This window comes from Phenylobacterium sp. (genome assembly GCF_031360265.1).
In the GTDB taxonomy this organism is placed as follows: domain Bacteria; phylum Pseudomonadota; class Alphaproteobacteria; order Caulobacterales; family Caulobacteraceae; genus Phenylobacterium.
The window spans coordinates 50,952-70,340 of the sequence record NZ_JANMBF010000084.1; the positions used below are offsets into that span (position 1 = coordinate 50,952).

At 68.9% G+C, this 19,389-nt stretch carries 20 protein-coding genes; 8 read left to right on the forward strand and 12 right to left on the reverse strand.

The features are described from left to right. Positions 1–28 precede the first annotated feature (28 nt). From tatC to RMN86_RS07630, 8 genes are all read right to left on the reverse strand, one after another. Positions 29–949, reverse strand: a complete 921-nt coding sequence (gene tatC, locus RMN86_RS07595) for a twin-arginine translocase subunit TatC (protein ID WP_309605229.1) — start codon at positions 947–949, stop codon at positions 29–31. After that, positions 946–1,455 (reverse strand): Sec-independent protein translocase protein TatB, encoded by a 510-nt coding sequence (gene tatB, locus RMN86_RS07600; protein ID WP_309605230.1) that lies wholly within the window; start codon positions 1,453–1,455, stop codon positions 946–948. Before tatB ends, tatC begins: the two co-directional genes overlap by 4 nt. An 87-nt stretch (positions 1,456–1,542) precedes the next feature. Next, positions 1,543–1,755 (reverse strand): twin-arginine translocase TatA/TatE family subunit, encoded by a 213-nt coding sequence (locus RMN86_RS07605; RefSeq protein ID WP_309605231.1) that lies wholly within the window; start codon positions 1,753–1,755, stop codon positions 1,543–1,545. Positions 1,756–1,851: 96 nt separating this feature from the next. Then, entirely contained in the window at positions 1,852–2,496 is a 645-nt protein-coding gene (gene scpB, locus RMN86_RS07610; protein WP_309605232.1) for an SMC-Scp complex subunit ScpB, read from the reverse strand. Further along, positions 2,493–3,302: a ScpA family protein gene (locus RMN86_RS07615; protein WP_309605233.1), complete on the reverse strand. Its 810-nt coding sequence runs from the start codon at positions 3,300–3,302 to the stop codon at positions 2,493–2,495. Before RMN86_RS07615 ends, scpB begins: the two co-directional genes overlap by 4 nt. Continuing rightward, complete coding sequence (gene nagZ, locus RMN86_RS07620) at positions 3,299–4,324, reverse strand: beta-N-acetylhexosaminidase (protein WP_309605234.1); 1,026 nt, start codon at positions 4,322–4,324, stop codon at positions 3,299–3,301. Before nagZ ends, RMN86_RS07615 begins: the two co-directional genes overlap by 4 nt. A gap of 13 nt (positions 4,325–4,337) precedes the next feature. After that, positions 4,338–5,156 (reverse strand): SPOR domain-containing protein, encoded by an 819-nt coding sequence (locus tag RMN86_RS07625; protein WP_309605235.1) that lies wholly within the window; start codon positions 5,154–5,156, stop codon positions 4,338–4,340. 119 nt (positions 5,157–5,275) lie between these two features. Further along, positions 5,276–6,454, reverse strand: coding sequence for a deoxyguanosinetriphosphate triphosphohydrolase (locus RMN86_RS07630; RefSeq protein WP_309605236.1), 1,179 nt, complete (start codon positions 6,452–6,454; stop codon positions 5,276–5,278). 81 nt (positions 6,455–6,535) lie between these two features. Between RMN86_RS07630 and erpA the strand changes: the two genes are divergently transcribed. The 5 genes from erpA to RMN86_RS07655 all read left to right on the forward strand — a co-directional run bounded on the left by erpA (position 6,536) and on the right by RMN86_RS07655 (position 9,627). Beyond that, positions 6,536–6,868 carry an iron-sulfur cluster insertion protein ErpA gene (erpA, locus tag RMN86_RS07635; RefSeq protein WP_309605237.1) on the forward strand — a complete coding sequence of 111 codons (333 nt, stop codon included), beginning with the start codon at positions 6,536–6,538 and terminating at the stop codon, positions 6,866–6,868. A gap of 67 nt (positions 6,869–6,935) precedes the next feature. Further along, positions 6,936–7,325, forward strand: coding sequence for a hypothetical protein (locus tag RMN86_RS07640; RefSeq protein ID WP_309605238.1), 390 nt, complete (start codon positions 6,936–6,938; stop codon positions 7,323–7,325). Positions 7,326–7,379: 54 nt separating this feature from the next. Beyond that, entirely contained in the window at positions 7,380–8,159 is a 780-nt protein-coding gene (gene xth, locus RMN86_RS07645; RefSeq protein WP_309605239.1) for an exodeoxyribonuclease III, read from the forward strand. 46 nt (positions 8,160–8,205) lie between these two features. Further along, complete coding sequence (locus tag RMN86_RS07650; protein ID WP_309605240.1) at positions 8,206–8,889, forward strand: hypothetical protein; 684 nt, start codon at positions 8,206–8,208, stop codon at positions 8,887–8,889. A 45-nt stretch (positions 8,890–8,934) separates the two neighbouring features. Beyond that, positions 8,935–9,627, forward strand: coding sequence for an NnrU family protein (locus RMN86_RS07655; RefSeq protein ID WP_309605241.1), 693 nt, complete (start codon positions 8,935–8,937; stop codon positions 9,625–9,627). Here the strand turns inward: RMN86_RS07655 and RMN86_RS07660 are convergent. After that, entirely contained in the window at positions 9,624–10,328 is a 705-nt protein-coding gene (locus RMN86_RS07660) for an aspartate/glutamate racemase family protein (RefSeq protein WP_309605242.1), read from the reverse strand. The genes RMN86_RS07655 and RMN86_RS07660 overlap by 4 nt on opposite strands. After that, on the reverse strand, positions 10,328–12,064 hold the full coding sequence (gene ilvD, locus RMN86_RS07665; RefSeq protein WP_309605243.1) for a dihydroxy-acid dehydratase: 1,737 nt from the start codon (positions 12,062–12,064) through the stop codon (positions 10,328–10,330). The genes RMN86_RS07660 and ilvD overlap by 1 nt, the downstream gene beginning before the upstream one ends. A 539-nt stretch (positions 12,065–12,603) precedes the next feature. On the opposite strand from ilvD, the gene RMN86_RS07670 reads away from it, so the two are divergent. Continuing rightward, a complete protein-coding gene (locus tag RMN86_RS07670) occupies positions 12,604–15,492 on the forward strand; it encodes a TonB-dependent receptor (RefSeq protein ID WP_309605244.1) in 2,889 nt (962 codons plus the stop codon). Positions 15,493–15,560: 68 nt separating this feature from the next. Here the strand turns inward: RMN86_RS07670 and RMN86_RS07675 are convergent, their stop codons facing one another. Continuing rightward, complete coding sequence (locus RMN86_RS07675; RefSeq protein ID WP_309605245.1) at positions 15,561–15,965, reverse strand: globin; 405 nt, start codon at positions 15,963–15,965, stop codon at positions 15,561–15,563. Positions 15,966–16,035: 70 nt separating this feature from the next. On the opposite strand from RMN86_RS07675, the gene RMN86_RS07680 reads away from it, so the two are divergent. Both RMN86_RS07680 and RMN86_RS07685 read left to right on the forward strand, forming a co-directional pair. Continuing rightward, positions 16,036–16,890 (forward strand): enoyl-CoA hydratase-related protein, encoded by an 855-nt coding sequence (locus RMN86_RS07680; protein WP_309605246.1) that lies wholly within the window; start codon positions 16,036–16,038, stop codon positions 16,888–16,890. A gap of 3 nt (positions 16,891–16,893) precedes the next feature. After that, a complete protein-coding gene (locus tag RMN86_RS07685) occupies positions 16,894–17,889 on the forward strand; it encodes an MDR family oxidoreductase (RefSeq protein ID WP_309605247.1) in 996 nt (331 codons plus the stop codon). Between the two features lie 122 nt (positions 17,890–18,011). On the opposite strand, the gene RMN86_RS07690 is transcribed toward RMN86_RS07685, so the two are convergent. Further along, complete coding sequence (locus RMN86_RS07690; RefSeq protein WP_309605248.1) at positions 18,012–19,304, reverse strand: class I SAM-dependent RNA methyltransferase; 1,293 nt, start codon at positions 19,302–19,304, stop codon at positions 18,012–18,014. Positions 19,305–19,389: the final 85 nt, after the last annotated feature.

Genomic DNA, 19,389 nt, shown 5'->3' on the forward strand with positions numbered 1-19,389 from the left:
AGCGCGTCGGCAGGGGCGCCAAGGAAACTCAAATCGTCGCCACGTCGCGGGCGTCGTCTTCCTTCCTGCGGCGTCGCTCGATGATCCAGACGCAGCCGATGGAGACGAAATAGAGCCCGATGATCGGGATCGACAGCAGGGTCTGGCTGATCGGATCGGGCGGCGTGATGATCGCGGCCACAAAGACCACCGCCACCACGGCGTAGCGCCAGCCGGCCATCAGCATCTTCGAGGTGACCAGCCCCGCCATGCCCAGCAGGGTGAGCACCACCGGCAACTGGAAACACAGCCCAAAGGCCATCAGCAGGGTCGTCACCAGGTCGAAGTATTCGGAGACCTTGGGCAGCAGGTTCACCGAAATGCCGCTCACCTCAACGATCTGCTGCGACGCGGCGAACCAAAGTACGAACGGCAGGATCATGAAGTAGACCATCGCCGCGCCCAGCCCGAAGAGCACCGGCGAGGCGATCAGGAACGGCAGGAAAGCGCGGCGCTCGCGCTTGTAGAGGCCCGGCGCCACGAAGGCGTAGACCTGCTGGGCCAGGACCGGGAACGTCAGGGCGACACCGCCCAGGGCCGCGAGTTTCACCTTGGTGAAGAAGAATTCCAGCGGGGCGGTGAACACGAGGTGGGTGACGTTGCCGGGGGCCGGCGGGGCGTCCCGCAGCCCGGCCAACACCAGGAACATGTTCCTCGCGCCGGTGAGCGCAGCCACGACGTCGAAGCCCCCGCCGCCCTTCGCCTCCTGGGCGCGAACGGCCAGGAGCCCCGAGGCCACATTGAAGGGATGCAGCAGCAGCGTGAAGATCTGGGTTGAGAAGACGAAGCAGACGATAAAGCCGATGAACAGCGCGATCACGCAGATGATCAGGCGCTTGCGAAGCTCGACCAGGTGATCCAGCAGCGGCGCGCGGGAGGCCTCGATCTCGTCGTCAGGCGCGTCGCTCATGCGTCTGTCTTCGCGGACTTGCGGGCCCGGGCGGCCGGTTTGGCGGCCGGCTTCGAGGCTGTGGGTTTGGCGACGGGCGTGGGCTTAGCCTTAGCGGTCTTTCGCGCCACGGGCTTGGCGGCAGGCGCCTGGGCGGTGGCTTTCTTCGCGCGGGGTTGGCGGGTCTTCGCCAGCGGCTGCATCTGCACGCCCGTCTCGGTCGCCGCATAGGGATAGCTCACCGGCTGGTTCAGCTGGACGCCGACGTCGGTGAGGCCCTGGCTGATCTCATCGAAGGTCTGGGTCATCTCGGGTGAGCCGGCGACATCGCCGAACTGGCCCTGGCGCATGGCCTCGACCTCCTTGCGCAGTTCGTCGAGTTCGGATTGGCGGGCCATTTCGTCGAAGCTGGCGCGGAATTCGGCGGCCATGGCGCGCACCCTGGCCATGAACTGGCCGAGCTTGCGCAGCAGCACGGGCAGGTCCTTGGGACCCACCACGATCAACGCCACGATTCCGGCGAGCATGATTTCGAGCAGACGACCTTCAGGAAACATGGCCGTGCCTTAGCGTGGTTTCGGGCGGGGTGGAACCGGACCGCGCGGCCGGCCGGATCAGCCCTTGGCCTTGGTGCTGGCGCGGGTCTTCGGCAGCGGCTTGGCCGGCTCTTCCTCGTGCGCCTCTTCCTCGCCCTTCAGGCCCTCGCGGAACGCCTTGATGCCCTTGGCGGTGTCGCCCATGATTCCACTGATCCGCCCGCGCCCGCCGAACAGCAGCGCGACCACGACCACGACGGCCAGAATGTGCCAGATGGAAAGCGCGCCCATGGCGTCGAAACTCCTAAGCCGTCGCGCAACGGCGACATCGTCATGGCGCTATATAGTCTGTCCGCGCGCGCCACGCCACGCGACAATCCGGTGCAGCTACCCCGTTTCCTCGCCGAGGAAGTCGGTGTGGAATTCCGGGGCGTCGCCGGCGTCCAGCGGATCCTCGTCGGGCGACAGCGCGCCAGGGTCAGGCACGGCGAAGTCGGCCGGTAGGTCCAGCGACAGCAGGCCCGCCGCGCGCATCTCCACGGCGCCGGGCAGATCGCCGAGGCTGGCCAGGCCATAGTGCTCGAGGAAGGCGTCGGTGGACCCGTAGGTGATCGGCCGGCCGGGCGTGCGCCGACGGCCGCGCATCCGCACCAGGCCCAGTTCCAGCAGGACGTCGAGCGTGCCGCGGCTGGCCTGCACGCCACGCACCGCCTCGATCTCGGCGCGGGTCACCGGCTGGTGGTAGGCGATGATCGCCAAGGTCTCCTGGGCCGCCTTGGAGAGCCTGCGGGCCTCTCCGCGCACATCGGTCATCAGCCAGGCCAGGTCGGCCGCCGTCTGGAACCGCCAGCGCTCGGCCACGCAGACCAGCTCCACGCCCCGACCGGCATAGCGGCCTTGCAGTGTCGCGATGGCCCCCGCCACGTCGGCGCCTTCGGTCAGTCGCTTGGCGAGATCGGCCAGGCTGAGCGGGCCGGCGGCGGCGAACAGCAGCGCCTCGACCTCGCGCTGGGTGTCGGCGGGGTCGCTCATGGGGCCCGGCGGGCGGCGCGCGACCGCAGATAGATGTCGGCGAACGCTTCGAGCTGGCGGGCCTCCAGCGCGCCTTCCCGGACCAGCTCCAGGCCGGCGGAGAGCGTCGAGGCGACGTAGGACGCACGGCTCGGCCCGGACTCGCCGGTCTCCAGCGGCGCGACGCCGGTCAGCGGCGTCCAGCGGCCGAGTTCCGGCAGCAGACCGCGTAGGCGATCGCGCGCCGCCTCCAACGGATAGGCGGTGGACGCGGCCGGCATGTAGCGGCGGCTGGCTTCCCTGGTCCGTTGGCCGATATAGGCGCTCATCAGGCTATAGAGGTCGCCCTCGATCCGGCCCGACGGGATCACGGTCATGGCTTGCGGATCGCCGCGCGCGAACACGTCACGACCGAGTTGCGGCAGCGCCTTCAGCGCCTCGACGGCCTGGCGCATGGCGTCAAGCTTGGCCAGCCGGTACGCCAGCCGGGCGGCGACCTCCTCGGCCGGCGCCTCATCGGCGCGCGGCTGCTCGGCCCTGGGCAGCAGCAGGCGCGACTTCAGATAGGCCAGCCAGGCGGCCATCACCAGATAGTCGGCGGCCAGCGAGAACTGCGCGCGCCGCGCCTGCTGGACGAAGGCCAGGTACTGCTCTGCGAGCTTCAGGATGCTGAGCTGCAACAGGTCGACCTTCTGGCCCCGCGCCAGCGCCAACAGCACATGCAGCGGGCCTTCATAGCCCTCCAGGTCGATGATCAGCGCCTCGCCGTCCTCGGCCGCGTGAGCCGCGGCGGCGAAATCCAGATTCGGTTGAAAGCCCTGGCTCATAGGGCGAACCGTCCCTCGAACGCGGCGTCGAAGCGCGCCCGGCCCTCGGCGAGGTCGAACGGCTCCGGCGCCCTGGCGATGCGGGCCAGCGCCGCCCTGGCCCGTTGCGCCGCGCGGCCTGACAGCGCGCCAGCGCCCTCGACCACAGCCTCCATCTCGAGCGCGTCGCCGTTACAGTGCAGGACCACGTCGCAGCCGGCCGCCCGGCTGGCCCGAGCCCGGTCGATGAAGTCACCGGTCAACGCCTTCATGGAAAGGTCGTCGCTCATCACCAGCCCGTCGAAGCCGATGGCGCCGCGCACCACGCGCCGCATGACGCTGCGGGAGGTGGTGGCGGGACGCTTCGGATCGATCGCCGAATAGATCACATGGGCGGTCATCGCCATGGGCATGTCGGAGAGCACCCGGAACGGGGCGAAATCGCGAGCGTCGAGGTCGGCCAGGCAGGCGTCCACCACCGGCAGGTCGTGATGGCTGTCAGACCGGGCGCGTCCATGGCCGGGGATGTGCTTGACCACCGGCAGCACGCCGCCGGCGATCAAGCCCTCGGCGGCGGCGCGGCCCAGCAGCGCCACCTCGTCCGGGGTCCGGCCGTAGGCGCGGTCGCCAATGATCTCGTGGCCGGCGGGGTCCGGCACGTCCAGCACCGGCACGCAGTCGACATTGATCCCCAGCGCCGCCAGGTCGTGGGCCATCAGTCGCGCGCCCAGCCGGGTGATCTCGCGCCTCAGCAGCGGGTCATTGCCGGCCAGGTCGCCGTAGGCCCGGCCCGGCGGAAAGCGGCCCCAGTGCGGCGGGCCCAGCCGCTGCACACGCCCGCCTTCCTGGTCGATCAGCACCGGCGCATCGGCGCGGCCGACGGTGTCCCGCAGCGCGCTCACCAGACCCCGCACCTGATCGGGGCTCGCCACATTGCGGCCGAAGAGAATGAACCCCCAGGGCTTTGCTGCGCGAAAGAACGCCTGCTCGCGCGCGGTCAGCTCAAGGCCCGAACAGCCCAGTATGGCCGCCCCAATACTCATGCGAACCGCGCGCTCACTTGACGAAGCAGGCTTTCCCGGCGGCCTTCAGCCTGTCGCAGAACGCCGCGGCGTCGGCGCGGCTGGAAAAGCCGGTGACCGTGGTGCGAAACAGGGTCTTGCCGTCCTTGTCGATCTTCTCGACGCTCTTGCCCTTGCCGGCCGAGACGCCGGGCGCGACGGCGGCGGCGTCGTTCCAGCCCTTGTCGGCGAGCGCCTGGGACGAAAAGGCGCCGATCTGCACCCCGGCTCCCCCTGAGGTAACCGCGGCGGGTTTGGCGGCAGGTTCCGGTGCGGCCTTGGCGACCGGGGCAGCCGGAGGCTTCGCGGCGACCTTTGGCGCCGGCGGGGACGCCTTGGCCACGGGTGCGGTCGCCGGCGGCTGCGAGGGGATGGAAGGCCGCAGCGTCGGAGCCGGCGCGGTCACGGGGGCTGCCGCGGGCGGGGTCACCACCACCGTCGGCGGCGGCGGCAGACCCGGCCGGGTCTGCGGCTGCTCCGGCGGCGGGGTGAATTTCGGCGGAATCGCCGGGCTCGCGCCGGCTTCACTGTGATAGATCTGCAGGCCCGCGGCGGGATCCTGGGGCTGGGCTTCCGGCGGGGCGACCGCCTTCATGCTTGTCACCGGCGCCCCCACCATCTGCGGCGGTTGCTCCGCCTTGCGGACGCCGGAGCGATAGAAGACGACAATCGCCGCCGCCAGCCCCAGCAACACCAGGATCGAGATGATCAGGGTGAAGGGGATCGGCCGCGTCCCGCGCACCGGCTGGCGGGCGTCGAAACTCAGCGGCGCATCGGTGGGTGGCGTGTAGGCGCCGCGCTCGTGATCCGACATTTCAAGGGCTCCCGCACAGGCGCGGCCGGCGGACCGAATCGCGCGCTAGAAGCGCAGTCTACTCTTGCGGAGGGTCCACGGTCCGTATCGCCCACCGATTTCTGTGGGCGACGCTTCCGCTAGTTGAGCGAGTCCAGGTGGAAGAGCTTGCGGTGTTCCTCGATGGCGAAGCGGTCGGTCATGCCGGCGATATAGTCGCAGACCAGCCTGGCGCGGCCCGCCTCGTCGCGGCCTTCGGCGCGGGCGTACCATTCGGCGGGCAGCACGTCGGGCTCGGCCAGGAACAGCTGAAACATCTCGGCCAGCATGCGGCGGGCCTGGCTGCGGGTGCGGTTGACCCGCCAGTGGCGGTACATGCGCTCCATCAGGAAGCCGCGCAGCGCCGACAGGTCCTCGGCCATGTCGCGCGAGAACGCCACCAGCGCGTGGTCCAGCCTCCGCACGTCCTCGGGGCCTGCGACGCCGGTCGCCGCCGCCCGTCGCCGGGTCTCGGCAAGCACGTCATCGACCATCGCCCCGATCATCCGGCGCACGGCCTCGAGCCGCAGTATTCCCGCATCACAGCCGGGGTAGTCGCGCGACGCGCTGTCGACGTGCGGCCCGATCAGCGGCACGACGCGCAGTTCGTCCAGCCCGAACAGCGCGGCCTGAACGCCGTCGTCCACGTCGTGATTGTTGTAGGCGATGTCGTCGGCCAGCGCCGCCACCTGGGCTTCCGCCGAGGCCCAGGTATCCAGCCGAAGCCCGTAGTCGGCGTCGAACTCCGCGATGGCGCTCCAGGAGGGCTTCTCTAGATTGTCGACAACCGGGCAGTTGTGATTTATCACCCCTTCCATCGTCTCCCAGGTCAGGTTCAGCCCCTCGAATCGTGGGTAGCGGCGCTCCAGCTTGGTGTCCACGCGGAAGGTCTGAACATTGTGGTCGTAGCCGCCGAACCCGGCCATCTGCACCTGAAGCTCATCCTCGCCGGCGTGGCCGAACGGCGGGTGGCCCAGGTCGTGGGCGAGCGCGATGGTCTCGGCGAGGTCAGCGTCCAGGCCCAGGGCCGTGGCCAGCGAGCGGGCGATCTGGGCGACCTCGAGACTGTGGGTCAGCCGGGTGCGGAAATGGTCGCCCTCGTGGGCCACGAAAACCTGGGTCTTCTCTTTCAGCCTTCGAAACGCCGAACAGTGGATGATCCTGTCGCGGTCACGGGCGAAGGGCGTGCGGGTGGCGCTCTCCGGCTCGGCGACCTTTCGCCCGTGCGACCTGGCTGGGTCTTCGGCGTACACGGCGCGGGGCGGGATCGTGGCGGCCATCAAATCCATCTGCGGGGTCGCCCCTTGGTCAAAGCCCCTTAACCCCTCATATAGTCCAGGCGTTTCATTCTTCTAAGCATCATGACCTCAAGCGACCTCACCCTCAGCGCCTCCGCCGCGCAACGTCTCCACGCCATCGGCAAGGCCGAGGGGCGTCCGGTGATGCTGCGCGTGGCGGTCGAGGGCGGCGGCTGCTCCGGCTTCCAGTACCAGTTCGATCTGGTCGAGGCGGCCCAGCCCGACGACCTGCGCATTGAATGCGACGGGGCCGCGGCCCTGGTGGACGAAATGTCCCTGGTGCTGCTCAAGGGCTCTGAGATCGACTACGTCGACGAGCTCGCCGGCGCCGAGTTCCGCATCCGCAATCCCAACGCCAAGACCAGTTGCGGCTGCGGCGTCAGTTTTTCCATCTGACAGAAGGTTCACTTGCCGGCGCCCTGGGCCGGGGCTGTTATCCTCGAAACCCGGGAAGGATCGCCGCATGAAGCTCATCGCCAACGCCTGGCCCACCGGCGTCGCGCTCGCCGCGGCGCTGATCCTCGCCGGCCCGGCCGCGGCCCAGCCCGCGCAGGCCTATGTCGGCGACTGGGAAGGCGCCCTCTTCGCCGGCGGCCGGACCCTGCGTCTGGTGCTGCATGTGACATTGGCGGACGGCGAGACGGTCGCCGTGCTCGACAGTCTCGACCAGGGGGCGAGCCTGACGGCCGCGGCCGTGAAGACCGACGGCGGCGAGTTCAGCGCGCTGTTTCTGCAGGCCGGCGGTGAACTCAAGGCCAGGCTGTCGGCCGACGGCAAGATCCTGGAGGGCAGCTGGAGCCAGGGCGCTATGCTGCCGTTGAAGCTGACAAAGAAGGCGGCGCCTGCGAAATAGCCCTGCTCGTCCTGGCCGGCGCCGGAGCGAGCGGCCTGGTTTGGGAATTTCTCGATGCGCATCGCCACCTGGAACGTCAACTCGGTCAACGCCCGGCTGGAGACCGTGCTGCGCTGGTTCGAATCCGCCCAGCCGGACGTCGCCTGCCTGCAGGAGATCAAGTGTGTCGATGAGAAGTTCCCGACGGAGGCCTTCGAGCGGCTGGGCTACAACGTCGCGGTCCACGGCCAGAAGTCCTACAATGGCGTCGCCCTGCTCTCGAAGACCCCCCTGGAGGATGTCCGCCGCGGCCTGCCCGACCCCGGTGAAGACGAGCAGTCGCGCTATCTGGAGGCCGTCGTCTCCGGGCCGACGCCGGTGCGGGTCGCCTGCCTCTACCTGCCCAACGGCAATCCCGTGGAATCCGAGAAATATCCCTACAAGCTGGCCTGGATGGACCGGCTGAACCGCCACGCCCAAGACCTGCTGGCGCTGGAGGAACCGCTGGTGCTGACGGGCGACTTCAATGTGATCCCGGAAGCCCGCGACGCGGAGTTCCCGGCCAACTGGGAAGGCGATGCGCTGTTCCGCCCGCAGACCCGCGAGGCCTTCCGGGCGCTGAAATATCTGGGTCTCACCGACGCCTTCCTGGCGACCGACGGGGCGGCCGGCGCCTATACCTTCTGGGACTATCAGGCCGGCGCCTGGCAGCGGAACAACGGCATCCGCATCGACCACGCCCTGGTCTCGCCACAGGCGGCCGACCTGCTGTCGGGGGTCAGTATCCACAAGGACGTTCGCGGCTGGGACAAGCCGTCAGACCATGTGCCGTTGGTCATCGAGCTGGAGATCTGAACGCCGCGGCTTTGCGGCGACTCAGGCGTCGGCATAGGTTCGCGGCATGAACGAGGTCACCCGGCTTGCGCTGCTGCTCGGACTGGCGGGTGTCGCCGTCACCCTGGCGGGGGGAATCGTCCGCTGGTACGGCGACGAGGGCCGCCGCGTCCGGCGCGGTCTGACCCTCATCCTGAAGGGCGAGCCCCATGGCTTCCTGGTGGCGCGCGGGCGCGGCCGCGGCATCGGCTTCAATTTCACCAGCAACCAGGTGGCGGTGGCCTGGGACCGCGGCGCCTGGGGTCTGCGCTACAGCCTTGGCGAGCTGATGGGCGCCGAGGCGATCGTCGACGGGCAGGTGGTCGGCCGGGTGCATCGCGCGGAGCCGCGCCGCGCCATCGACGCTGTCGCCGCCGAGCAGCGGGTGGCGTTGCGCCTGGTGTTCGATGACGCGGCGCACCCCGATTTCACCCTCGATCTGTGGCTGCCAAGCGACGCGGGCCGCAGCGACGAACTGCCGCCGGGGGAAGCCACCGAGGAGGTCAACCGCTGGCTGGCGCGCATCGAAGCTCTGCTGCGCCGACCGGCCGCCACTCCGCGCGGGATGGCTGCGGCGCCGTCACCCACCACGGCCGTGCTGGCGCCGGGGTTCCGCGGGGATGCCGCGGCCGAGGACGGGCGCGACGCCCGCGAAAGGGACGCCGACGCCGCTGTCGATCAGGACGACCACAGAGATCGCGCTATAATTTGACACCGTAAATCTATCGGTCCACGATCCGCCATCGAGGGGTTCACGATGCTCAACCTGGCCGCCGCCGCCGCCTTCTTCCTGGCCATCCACCTGCTCGTCTCCGGCACGCGCCTGCGCGACACCCTGACCGGCAGGATCGGCGTCGGGGCCTACATGGGGCTGTTCTCGCTGTCGTCGGTGGCGGGGCTGGTCTGGCTGGGTCTGGCCTTCGCCCAGGCGCGCGGCACGCCCGGCGACAGCGTCTGGTGGGATTTGACGCCGCTGACGCGCCTGGTGCAGATCGGCCTGCAACTGCTGGCCATGCTGCTTATCGTGCCCGGCCTGACGACGGCCAACCCCACCAGCGTCGCCCAGGAGGGCGCGCTGGACCGACCCGACGTGGTCAACGGCATGCTGCGGATCACCCGCCACCCGTTCCTCTGGGGCGTGGCGATTTGGGCGGCGGGCCACCTTCTGGTCAACGGCGACGCGGCCTCGGTGTTGCTGTTCGCCACCCTGCTGGCGCTGGCGCTGGCCGGTACGCTGAGCATCGACGCCAAGCGCCGCCGCGCCCTGGGCGCCAAGTGGGACGCTTTCGCGGCCCAGACCGGCAATGTCCCCTTCGCCGCCATCCTCCAGGGGCGCCAGAGGGTCAGCTTAAGTGAGATCGGCTGGTGGCGGATCGCCCTGGCGGTCGGCGTCTGGGCCGCGCTGGCCTGGGCCCACCCGATCCTCTTCGGCGTCCGCGCCCTGCCTTAACCCAGTGCGAAATCCACCGCGGCCTGGCAGTGCGCGATGGCGGTGTCGACGGTGGGCAGCGGCATGTCGGCGGGGTCCAGCAGCAGGCCGATCTCGGTGCAGCCAAAGATGATCCCGTCGCAGCCGGCCGCCCGACCCTGCGCGATCATCGCTAGCACCGCGTCGCGGGAACGCGGATTGATCACCCCCACCACCAGCTCGTCATAGATGATCGCGTGCAGCCGGTCGCGCTCGGCCGCATCCGGCGTCTGCACCGCCAGCCCCGCCGCCTCGAGGCGCTCGCGGTAGAATGGCTTTTCCATGGTGAACCGGGTGGCCAGCAGCAGAGCGCGGGTCACCCCCAGGGCCTGCAAAGCGGCCGCCGTGGCGTCGGCGATGTGGATCAGCGGAACGCTGATCGCGGCCTCAACCTGCGGGGCGTTGAGGTGCATGGTGTTGGCGCAGATCAGGATCGCCTCGGCGCCCGCGCCCTCCAGCCGGCGCGCCACCTCGGCCAGCGCCGCGCCCGTGGCATCCCAGTCGCCCTGGGCCTGCAGCGCCGCGATCGGCGCGAAATCCACCGACCACAGCACCAGCTTGGCCGAATGCAGCCCGCCCAGCCGCGCCCGCACCAGGCGATTGAGCGTCTGGTAGTAGACGCTCGTGCTCTCGGCGCTCATCCCGCCGATCAGCCCCAGGGTCCGCAGGATGAGGGCTGGCATCAGAGGTCGGCGTAGACGTGCCGTTCCACCTTCGCGCCGGGGTGGGTGACGGCGCCCAGGTGGGCGGGGCCGACGCCTTGCGCGAACTTCCACAGGGCGCCGGAGGCGTAGTCGGTGACCCGCGGCTGCCAGTGGCGCTGGCGGTTTTCCAGCTCGATGGGGTCGACCTCCAGGTCGATCGTGCCAGCGCCGCAGTCGATGGAGATCATGTCGCCATCCTGCACCAGGGCGATGGGGCCGCCCGCCTGGGCCTCCGGTCCGACGTGACCGATGCAGAGGCCGCGCGTGGCGCCGGAGAAGCGGCCGTCCGTGATCAGGGCCACCTTCGCCCCCCGGCCCTGGCCGGAGATCGCCGCGGTGGTGGAGAGCATTTCGCGCATGCCGGGGCCGCCCTTGGGGCCTTCGTAACGGATCACGATGACGTCGCCGTCCTTGTAGTCGCCGGCCTCGACGGCCGCGAAACAGGCCTGTTCGCCGTCGAACACCCGGGCGGGGCCTCGATGGGTCAGGTGGGTGGTGTTGCCGGCGATCTTGACGATGGCGCCGTCGGGGGCGAGCGATCCCCACAGGCCGACCACGCCGCCGGTTTCGGAGAGCGGGTCGCTGACCGGGCGGATCACCACCTGGTCATCGCGCCAGGTCACGTCCTTCAGGTTCTCGGCGATGGTCTTGCCGGTGACCGTCATGCACTCGCCGTGGAGATAGCCGCCGTCCAGCAGGGTGCGCAGCAGCATGGGCACGCCGCCGGACTCGCCCATGTGCTTGGCCACGAACCGGCCGCCGGGCATCAGGTCGGCGAGGTAGGGCGTGGCCCGCATGATCTCGCACACGTCGCGCAGGGTGAATTCGATGCCGCACTCGTGGGCCATGGCCGGCAGGTGCAGGCCGCCATTGGTGGAGCCCCCGGTGGCCGCCACGACGCGGGCGGCGTTCTCGAAGGCCTTGCGGGTGCAGATGTCGCGGGGGCGGATGTTCGCCTCGATCAGGCGCATCACCGCCTCGCCGGAGGCTTCGGCGTACCTGTCGCGGCTCAGATAGGGGGCCGGGAGAGACGAGGAGAGCGGCAAGGCCAGGCCGATGGCCTCCGACACGCACGCCATGGTGTTGGCGGTGTATTGCCCGCCGCAGGCGCCGTCGCCGGGACAGGCGTGCTGTTCCAGGTCGCAGAGATCCTCCAGGCTCATGGTCCCGGCCGAGTGCTTGCCGACGCCTTCGAAGACGTCCTGCACGGTGACTTCTCGGCCCTGATAGGCGCCGGGCAGAATCGAGCCGCCATAGAGGAAGACGCTGGGCACGTTCAGCCGCAGCATGGCCATCATCATGCCGGGCAAGGACTTGTCGCAGCCCGCCACGCCGACCAGCGCGTCGTAGCTGTGGCCGCGGATGGTCAGCTCGACGGAATCGGCGATCAGATCCCGGCTGACCAGGGACGAGCGCATCCCCTCGTGGCCCATCGCGATGCCGTCGGTGACGGTGATGGTGCAGAATTCCCGCGGCGTGCCGCCGGCCCGTTTCACGCCCACCGAGGCGGCCTGCGCCTGGCGCATCAGGGCGGTGTTGCTGGGCGCCGCCTGATTCCAGCACGACGCCACGCCGACGAACGGCTGGGCGATCTCGCGGCTGCCCAGACCCATGGCGTAAAGGTAGGACCGGTGCGGCGCGCGACTCGGCCCCTCGGTCACGTGTCGGCTTGGCAGCCTGGCCTTGTCCCAGCTTCCGTCCGGCTTGCGGTGCATTTGAGCGCCCTCCCTGGTCGAGGACGTTCCATAGAGGCGCGCCCGACCGCGGGAAAGACCCGCCGTGCGCGACCGGTGGCCGCCAGGCCGGCGGGTTCTACTTAAGGCTGCGGACCAACGCGTCCCGGCGCGGCCCGTCGCAGGGCGATGGACCGACACGACGTCCGGGGCTGCGGTGTAGATCCGTGTTTTATATGACAAATCGGCAATGTTTGGCGCGTGTCCAGGCGGCGCGGGCTGGCGCGGCGTTGCAGACTAAAAGGGCAAGTCTTCATGCGCCTTCAGGTTGTCTTCTGGCTCCGACAAGTCGCAAGGGCTGGTCAGTGCTCCGAGATAGCTGGTCAAGGCGCCAAAAGCCGGTTCGAAAACTGTGTCCCAGGCGACAACATCGAGGAACCATAATTAGTTATCACTGATAACTTACCCCTGTGACGTTGACGCCCCCTCGACGCTGCTTCAGCTTCCCGGCCAAGCGCAGGCAATAGCGCTCCATTATGCTGCGGGGAGGCAGTTCAGATATGCAGTGGAAACATTCTCTTTTGGCGTCCAGCGCTCTGCTGGCCGTCGCCATCGGCACGCAAGCTCACGCCCAGTCCCGCGCCGCCACAACGGCCGCGGCGAGCAACACCATCGAAGAGCTGGTGGTCACGGCTGAAAAGCGCTCCCAGAGCCTGCAGGACGTGCCGGTCGCCGTGTCCGCCTTCACCTCCGAGCGGCGGGACCTGATCGGCATCACCACGGTCACCGACCTGACCAACTTCACGCCGGGTCTGGAATATAACGCCCAGAACGACCGCAATACGCTGCGCGGCGTCGGCCGGAACACCAACGTCCATGCCGCCGAAGGCTCGGTGGCGCAATATTCCGACGGCATCTACACCTCATCCACCGTCGAGGCCGGCAAGACGCCGCTGTTCGTCGACCGGATCGAGGTGCTGCGCGGCCCGCAGGGCACGCTCTATGGCCGCAACTCGATCGGCGGCGCGATCAACATCATCTCCAAGCGCCCGACCGAGGACTGGTACGCCGAGGTGCGCGGCCAGGTGCAGAACTACGGCCACACCATCCTTGAAGGGGCGGTGTCCGGCCCGACGATGATCCCCGGGGTGCTGTTCCGGGCCGCCGTCGGCTGGGACAAACAGACCGAGGGCTGGCTGAAGAACACCGTCCCCGGGCAGCCTAACGAAGGCAACATCATCGACACCAAGATCTGGGAAGTTCAGCTGGCGTTCAAGCCCAACGACAAGTTCGACGGCTGGGCCAAGCTTTCCGGGATCGACTGGCACAACCAAGGCGGCGGGCCGGGCTCGCGCAGCACCTATACCAAGGTGAATTTCCTGCCGGGCACCAATGGGCCAAACGTGGTCGTCAACGGCACCAACGTCGCCTTGCCGGCGTTCCTCCAGAACAGCGCCACCAACCCGATCACTTTCCCGACCTACCAGGCCGTGAACGCCGGCATTACGCTCAACCCCGGCTACGCCTGTCTGCCCACCGCCGCGACGGGAGTCACCGGCATCATCACGGCCGGCGGCCTCAGCGTCGCCCAAGCCTGCCAGCAGGCCGCACAAAACGACCCGCGCTCCTTCACCAGCGCCGTGCCCTACAATGTGAAGCTGACCGCAACAACGATCTTCTCGAGCGAGTGGAACTACCACTTCGACAAGATGGACCTGAAATACGTCGTCGGTGGCACGCACTACCACTACCATCTGGAAGGCCCGACCCCGGTCGAGCAGGCGCCGATCACGCAGTTCCAGCTCCCCTTCGTCGCCGGCAACACGGTAATTCCGGGCGTCCTCGGCGCGGCGGGTACGGTCAATCCCCGCTACGCTTTCAAATACGAGGAAAAGGAAAACTGGATCAGCAACGAGCTGAACCTAGCCTCCTCTGGCGAAGGCGCGCTGCAGTGGATCGTCGGCGCCTACTACTACAAGGAAAACTACACCCAGCCGGTGTCCACCCGCCTGCCCGACCAGACGGGCAAGGTCACCAACGGTCCGTTCCTGACCAACGCGGTCTGTCCGTTCACGTCGCCCGCCTGCCCGGCGCTGGCCGGCAACAACTACATCTACGACGACAAGCCCGAGCTTGAGATCACGTCAAAGGCCGCATTTGCCCAGATCGACTGGAAATTCGCGGAAAACTGGAAAACGACCTTGGGCATCCGCTACACGGCGGACCACAAGTTCGGCAAGGAATCGGTCCGGCTGCTTTGCTTCGACGTCCCCGGCTGCGCCGGCCCGCCAGAGCGGTTCACCAACTTCATCATCGATCTCTCGCAACTTCCATCGGTCATCAGCGGATATATCCCGGGCGGCCCCGGCGCGCCTGGAACCCCCGGCGTCTCTTCGCTGACAACGGTCGATCCGGCGACTGGGTTCGCAACCCGCCGTTACGACAACAAGTGGTCGGCGACGACCGGTACGGCGGGCATCCAGTGGACGCCCGACTCCGACACGATGCTCTATGGCCGCTACAGCCGCGGCTACAAGGCCGGCGGCTTCCGGATCGGTATCGACACCGTGTTGGGCGCGCTGCCGAACACCAACCCCGAGCACGCGGACGCGTTTGAACTCGGCCTCAAGAAGGACTTCGGTCGTACGTTCCAGGCCAACGTCGCCCTGTTCCACTATTCCTACAACGACGCGCAGATTCCGATCACCGTTGCCGCTACGGCGGGCGGTCTCGCGCAGGCTCAGTCAATCTTCTACAATATCCCCAAGTCGATCACTCAGGGCTTCGAGTTGGAAACCACTTGGCAGCCGATCGACCATCTGCAGATCCTGTTCAACTACTCCTACCTCGACGCGCATGTGGAACAATCGAAGGGCGTTATCGATCCGGCCGATCCGGCCGCGCTCGATCCTGCCGCCCGGCCGATCATCACCCAGGCCGCCTGCCTCGCCGCAGTGGGAACGGCCGCGGCCTGTTCGGCGGACATCTGGACGACCGGCCTGCCGAATGGCGGCTTCCAGCGCGGGCAGGACCTGTCGGGTCAGAGCCTGCCGAACGCGCCCAAGAACAAGGTGGCGTTGAACGTCAACTACACCTGGGTAATGGATGCCGGCTCGCTTACCGCTTCGGCCAGCTACGTCTGGCGCAGCGAGCAGTATGGCTCGATCTTCAACCGGTCCTACTACAAGGCGCCGTCCTACGATCAGGTCGATGTTCGCGCGACCTGGAAATCGACGGACAAAAAGTACGCCATCATCGGCTTCATTCGTAACCTGACCGACACCGTGGGCTACGAGGGCGGCGCTGGCGCCGGTCGTCGTAACGGCGTTGTGGCGGCCTATGTGACCGGCCCCAACCCCGCGGGCGGCAGCGCCACGACGCAGATCCCGATCATTCAGGGCATCGCGTCCAGCTACACGATCACCCCGCCCCGCACCTACGGGATCGAGCTTCAGTACAAGTTCTTCTAGGGCTCAACCCCTCGAAGTCTGATCAGGCGCTCCGCTCCGGCGGGGCGCCTTTTCATTTGGGCCAGACCTCACCCGGGCGGGTCGGCGATGGCCATCAGCCGGCCCAGGACCTCCGCCCATGCCGCGTCCACGGCCGGCGTCCAGGCGTCGCCGGAAAGCTCGCGGCAGCTCTCGGCCAACAGGGGAAAGAATCGCGCGAACACCTCCGGCGGCACGCCCAGGCCCTGATGATTGATCCGCTCGGCGGCGATCAGGTTGCCCGCATAGGCGCCGGCGCCGCCGATATCCAGGATGCACTCGAACGCCATGGCCAGCATCTCGCCGCGTACGGCGCCGGTGGTGTCGCGGACGAACAGCGCCTGCATCTCCGGATGGGCCGCGAACAGTCGCGCATAGACCTGCGGCGTCGGATCGCCGATGCGTTCGGCCAGCCGCTCCAACGAGGCCGCGACGATCTCCGCGGACTTCGACATCGTCGCCCCTTCGCCCAAAGCCTTCCGCCCGACTATAGTCGCCACGGCCGGCCACAGGGAGACGGCGTCCGTGACGCGCGCGCAAATGATATTCCACGACATCGTCTATGCCGCCGCCGACGGCGTGGGGGTCATCACCCTCAACCGGCCGGCCTACCGCAACGCCCAGAGCTACCGGATGCTCGACGAGATCGACGCCGCCTTCGACCTGGCCCAGGCCGACGAGGCCGTGCGGGTGCTGCTGGTGCGCGGCGCCGGCGGGGTATTCTCCAGCGGCCACGACCTCGGCACGCCCGAAGCGATCGCCTATCGCGAGGCCCTGGGCGCCAGGCCCGGGATCCAGACCTATGACCAGTTCAAGCGCTACAACCTCGACCTGCTGCTGAAGTGGCGCAATTTCCCTAAGCCCACCATCGCCATGGTCGAAGGCTACTGCATCTATGCCGGCTGGATGCTGGCCGCCTGCCTGGACGTGGTGTTCGCCGCCGAGGACGCGGAGTTCCTGGGTGGCTTCGTCGAATACAATTGCCTCCCGTGGGACGTGGGCGTCCGCCGCGCCAAGGAGTTGTGCTTCGAAAGTCGGTTCATCACCGCCGCGCAGGCCGCCGACTTCGGCCTCGTCAACCGGGTGCTGGCCGGGACCGACCTTGAGCGTGAGACCTTCGCCTGGGCCCGAAGGGTCGCCGAGAACAGCCCAGAGGCGCTGCGCATGGCCAAGATCCAGATGAACAAGGCCCAGGACGCCCAGGGTTTCACCCAGGCGCTGGAGGACTCCCTGGGCGACTATGTGGCGATGATGTGGATGCCGGGTGGCGACATGCGGGTCGAGGGCGTGCGACGCCTGGTCACCGTCGACCTGGCGGTGAAGGGCCGGCGCGGCGAACGCTTTGGCCTGACCGCGCAACAACCGCCGAAAGTGGGCTGAGCCATGACCGAGACCTTCCGCGCCCTGCGCCTTTCCAAGACCGAAACCGGCCAGGAAGCCCGCATCGAGACCCTGACGCTCGACGATCTGATGGCCGGCGATGTGGTCGTGCGGATCGACTGTTCGACGGTCAACTTCAAGGATGGCCTGGCCCTGACCGGCAAGTCGCCGGTGGTCCGGGTCTGGCCCCTGATCCCCGGCATCGATTTCGCAGGCGTGGTGGAAAGCTCCGAGCACACCGGCTTTGCGCCCGGCGACCGGGTGGTGCTGAACGGCTGGGGGGTCGGCGAGACCCACCATGGCGGCTATGCGCAGAAAGCCCGGGTCAAGGGCGAGTGGCTGGTCAAGCTGCCCGACGCGATTTCCAGCGCCCATGCCATGGCCATCGGCACGGCGGGCTACACGGCCATGCTCTGCGTTCTCGGCCTCGAACGACTGGGCGTCACGCCGGGCAAGGGCGAGATCCTCGTCACAGGCGCGGCGGGCGGCGTCGGCAGTGTGGCGATCGCGCTGCTGGCGCGGCTGGGCTACCGCGTGGTCGCCTCGTCGCGGCGCAAGGACAGCCAGGGCGACTACCTGACCGCCCTGGGCGCCGCGGAGGTGATCGACGCGGCCGACCTCTCCGCGCCCGGCCGACCCCTGGCGCGCGAGCGATGGGCCGGAGCGGTGGATGCGGTCGGCAGCCTCACGCTCGCCAATGTGCTGGCCCAGACCCGATACGGCGGCGTGGTCACCGCCTGCGGCCTGGCTCAGGGCATGGATCTGCCGGGCTCCGTCGCCCCCTTCATTCTGCGCGGGGTGACGCTCGCCGGCATCGACAGCGTCATGCGCCCGACGGCCGACCGGATCGAAGCCTGGGACCGGCTGGCGCGCGACCTGGACCTCAGCAAACTCGACGCCATGACCAGCCGCGCCGGGCTCGGCGACCTGCAGCGCCTGGGCGCCGAGATCGTCGAGGGCAAGGTCCGCGGGCGCGTCGTGGTGGACGTCAACGCCTGACCCAAAGCGCGCGCTCCTGGCCGAGACGGCGGCGCAGAGTGTCAGGTTGTTTGTGTCAGCGGCGTTGAGGGTCCCCGCCACCCCTATGTGGTCGCCCTCCCCCGCTGATGCGGGTGAGGCTTTCAGCGGCGGAACACGCCGACCAACTCCACATGCGGCGACCAGAGGAACTGGTCGACCGGCAGCACGCGGTCAAGGGTGAAGCCGGCGTCGATCAGGGTGCGGGCGTCGCGGGCGAAGGTCGCAGGGTTGCAGGAGACGCCGATGACCCGGGCCACGCCCGAACGGGCCAGTTCGGCGGTCTGTTCGGCGGCGCCGGCCCGGGGCGGATCGAACACCACCACGTCGGTCTTCTTCAGCTCCTCGGCCAGCACCGGGCGGCGCGTCAGGTCGCGGGCTTCCGCGTTGACGCCCTTCAGCCCCGGCGCGCCGGCCAGGGCGCCGGTCAGGGAGCGGATCGCCTCGGGGTCGAAATCGGCGGCATGGACCTGGGCGATCTCGGCGAGCGCGAAGGTGAACGTGCCCACCCCGCAATAGAGGTCGGCGATGCGGCTCGCGCCATCCGCGGCCCCGGCGACGAAGGCGGTCATCGCCGCCTGCGCCTGGGGCGTGGCCTGCAGGAAGGCGCCGGCGGGCAGGTTGACGCTCGCCTGGCCAAGGGTGACCCGCGGCTGGCGGGCCATGTAGGCCGCCTCCCCGTCCAACGTCACCCGGGCGAAGCCGGCGGCGGCGGCGCGATCGGCGACCTGCACGCGGGCGTCGGCGGAGAGCCCGCCGGACTTGCGCTCGACGCCTGAGATATCGATGTCCAGGCCGGTGGGGGTCAGCGTCACATGCAGGGTCGGCGCGGACTTGGGATGCTCCAGCAGCGGCGCCGCCAGGCGTTTCAGCGCCGGCAGGGCGGCCTGGATCGCCGGATCTGAAATCGGGCAGGCGACGATGTCCACCAGATCCCAGGAGCGGCGCGCCTTGAAGCCCAGCCTGGCCGCCTCGCGGCTGCCCCGCCGGGCGTGCAGCGCCACGCGCCGCCGGGTCCCGGGCTCGGCCGCGAAGGGCGGGAGGATCTCGGTCTCAATCTGCTGGCGGGCCAGGGTCGCGGCCAGCCGCTCGACCTTCCAGGCCAGGTACGGCGCATGCGCCCAGTGCTGCAGCGCGCAGCCGCCGCACACGCCGAAGTGCGGACAGGGCGGCGTCACCCGGTCGGCGCTGGCGCTCAACACCTGGACCAGTTCGCGGCGTTCGCCACCGCCCGAGGCCAGCACCCGCTCACCTGGCAGGGTGAAGGGCACGAAGGCCGGGCCGGCGGCCACACCGTCGCCCTCGCCGCCCACCGCCTCGATGGTGAGTTCGGCGGGCGGACCGCCGGGACGGCCGGGCCGTGGCCCGGGGCGGGGTCGTCTTGCGCTCGGCCTCATGATTGGAAACGTCCTCGCGCGCAGCGGAAAACAAGATGAACCAAGATGAGCCGACCGCTCAACGAGCGTTCAGCCTGGCCTGACC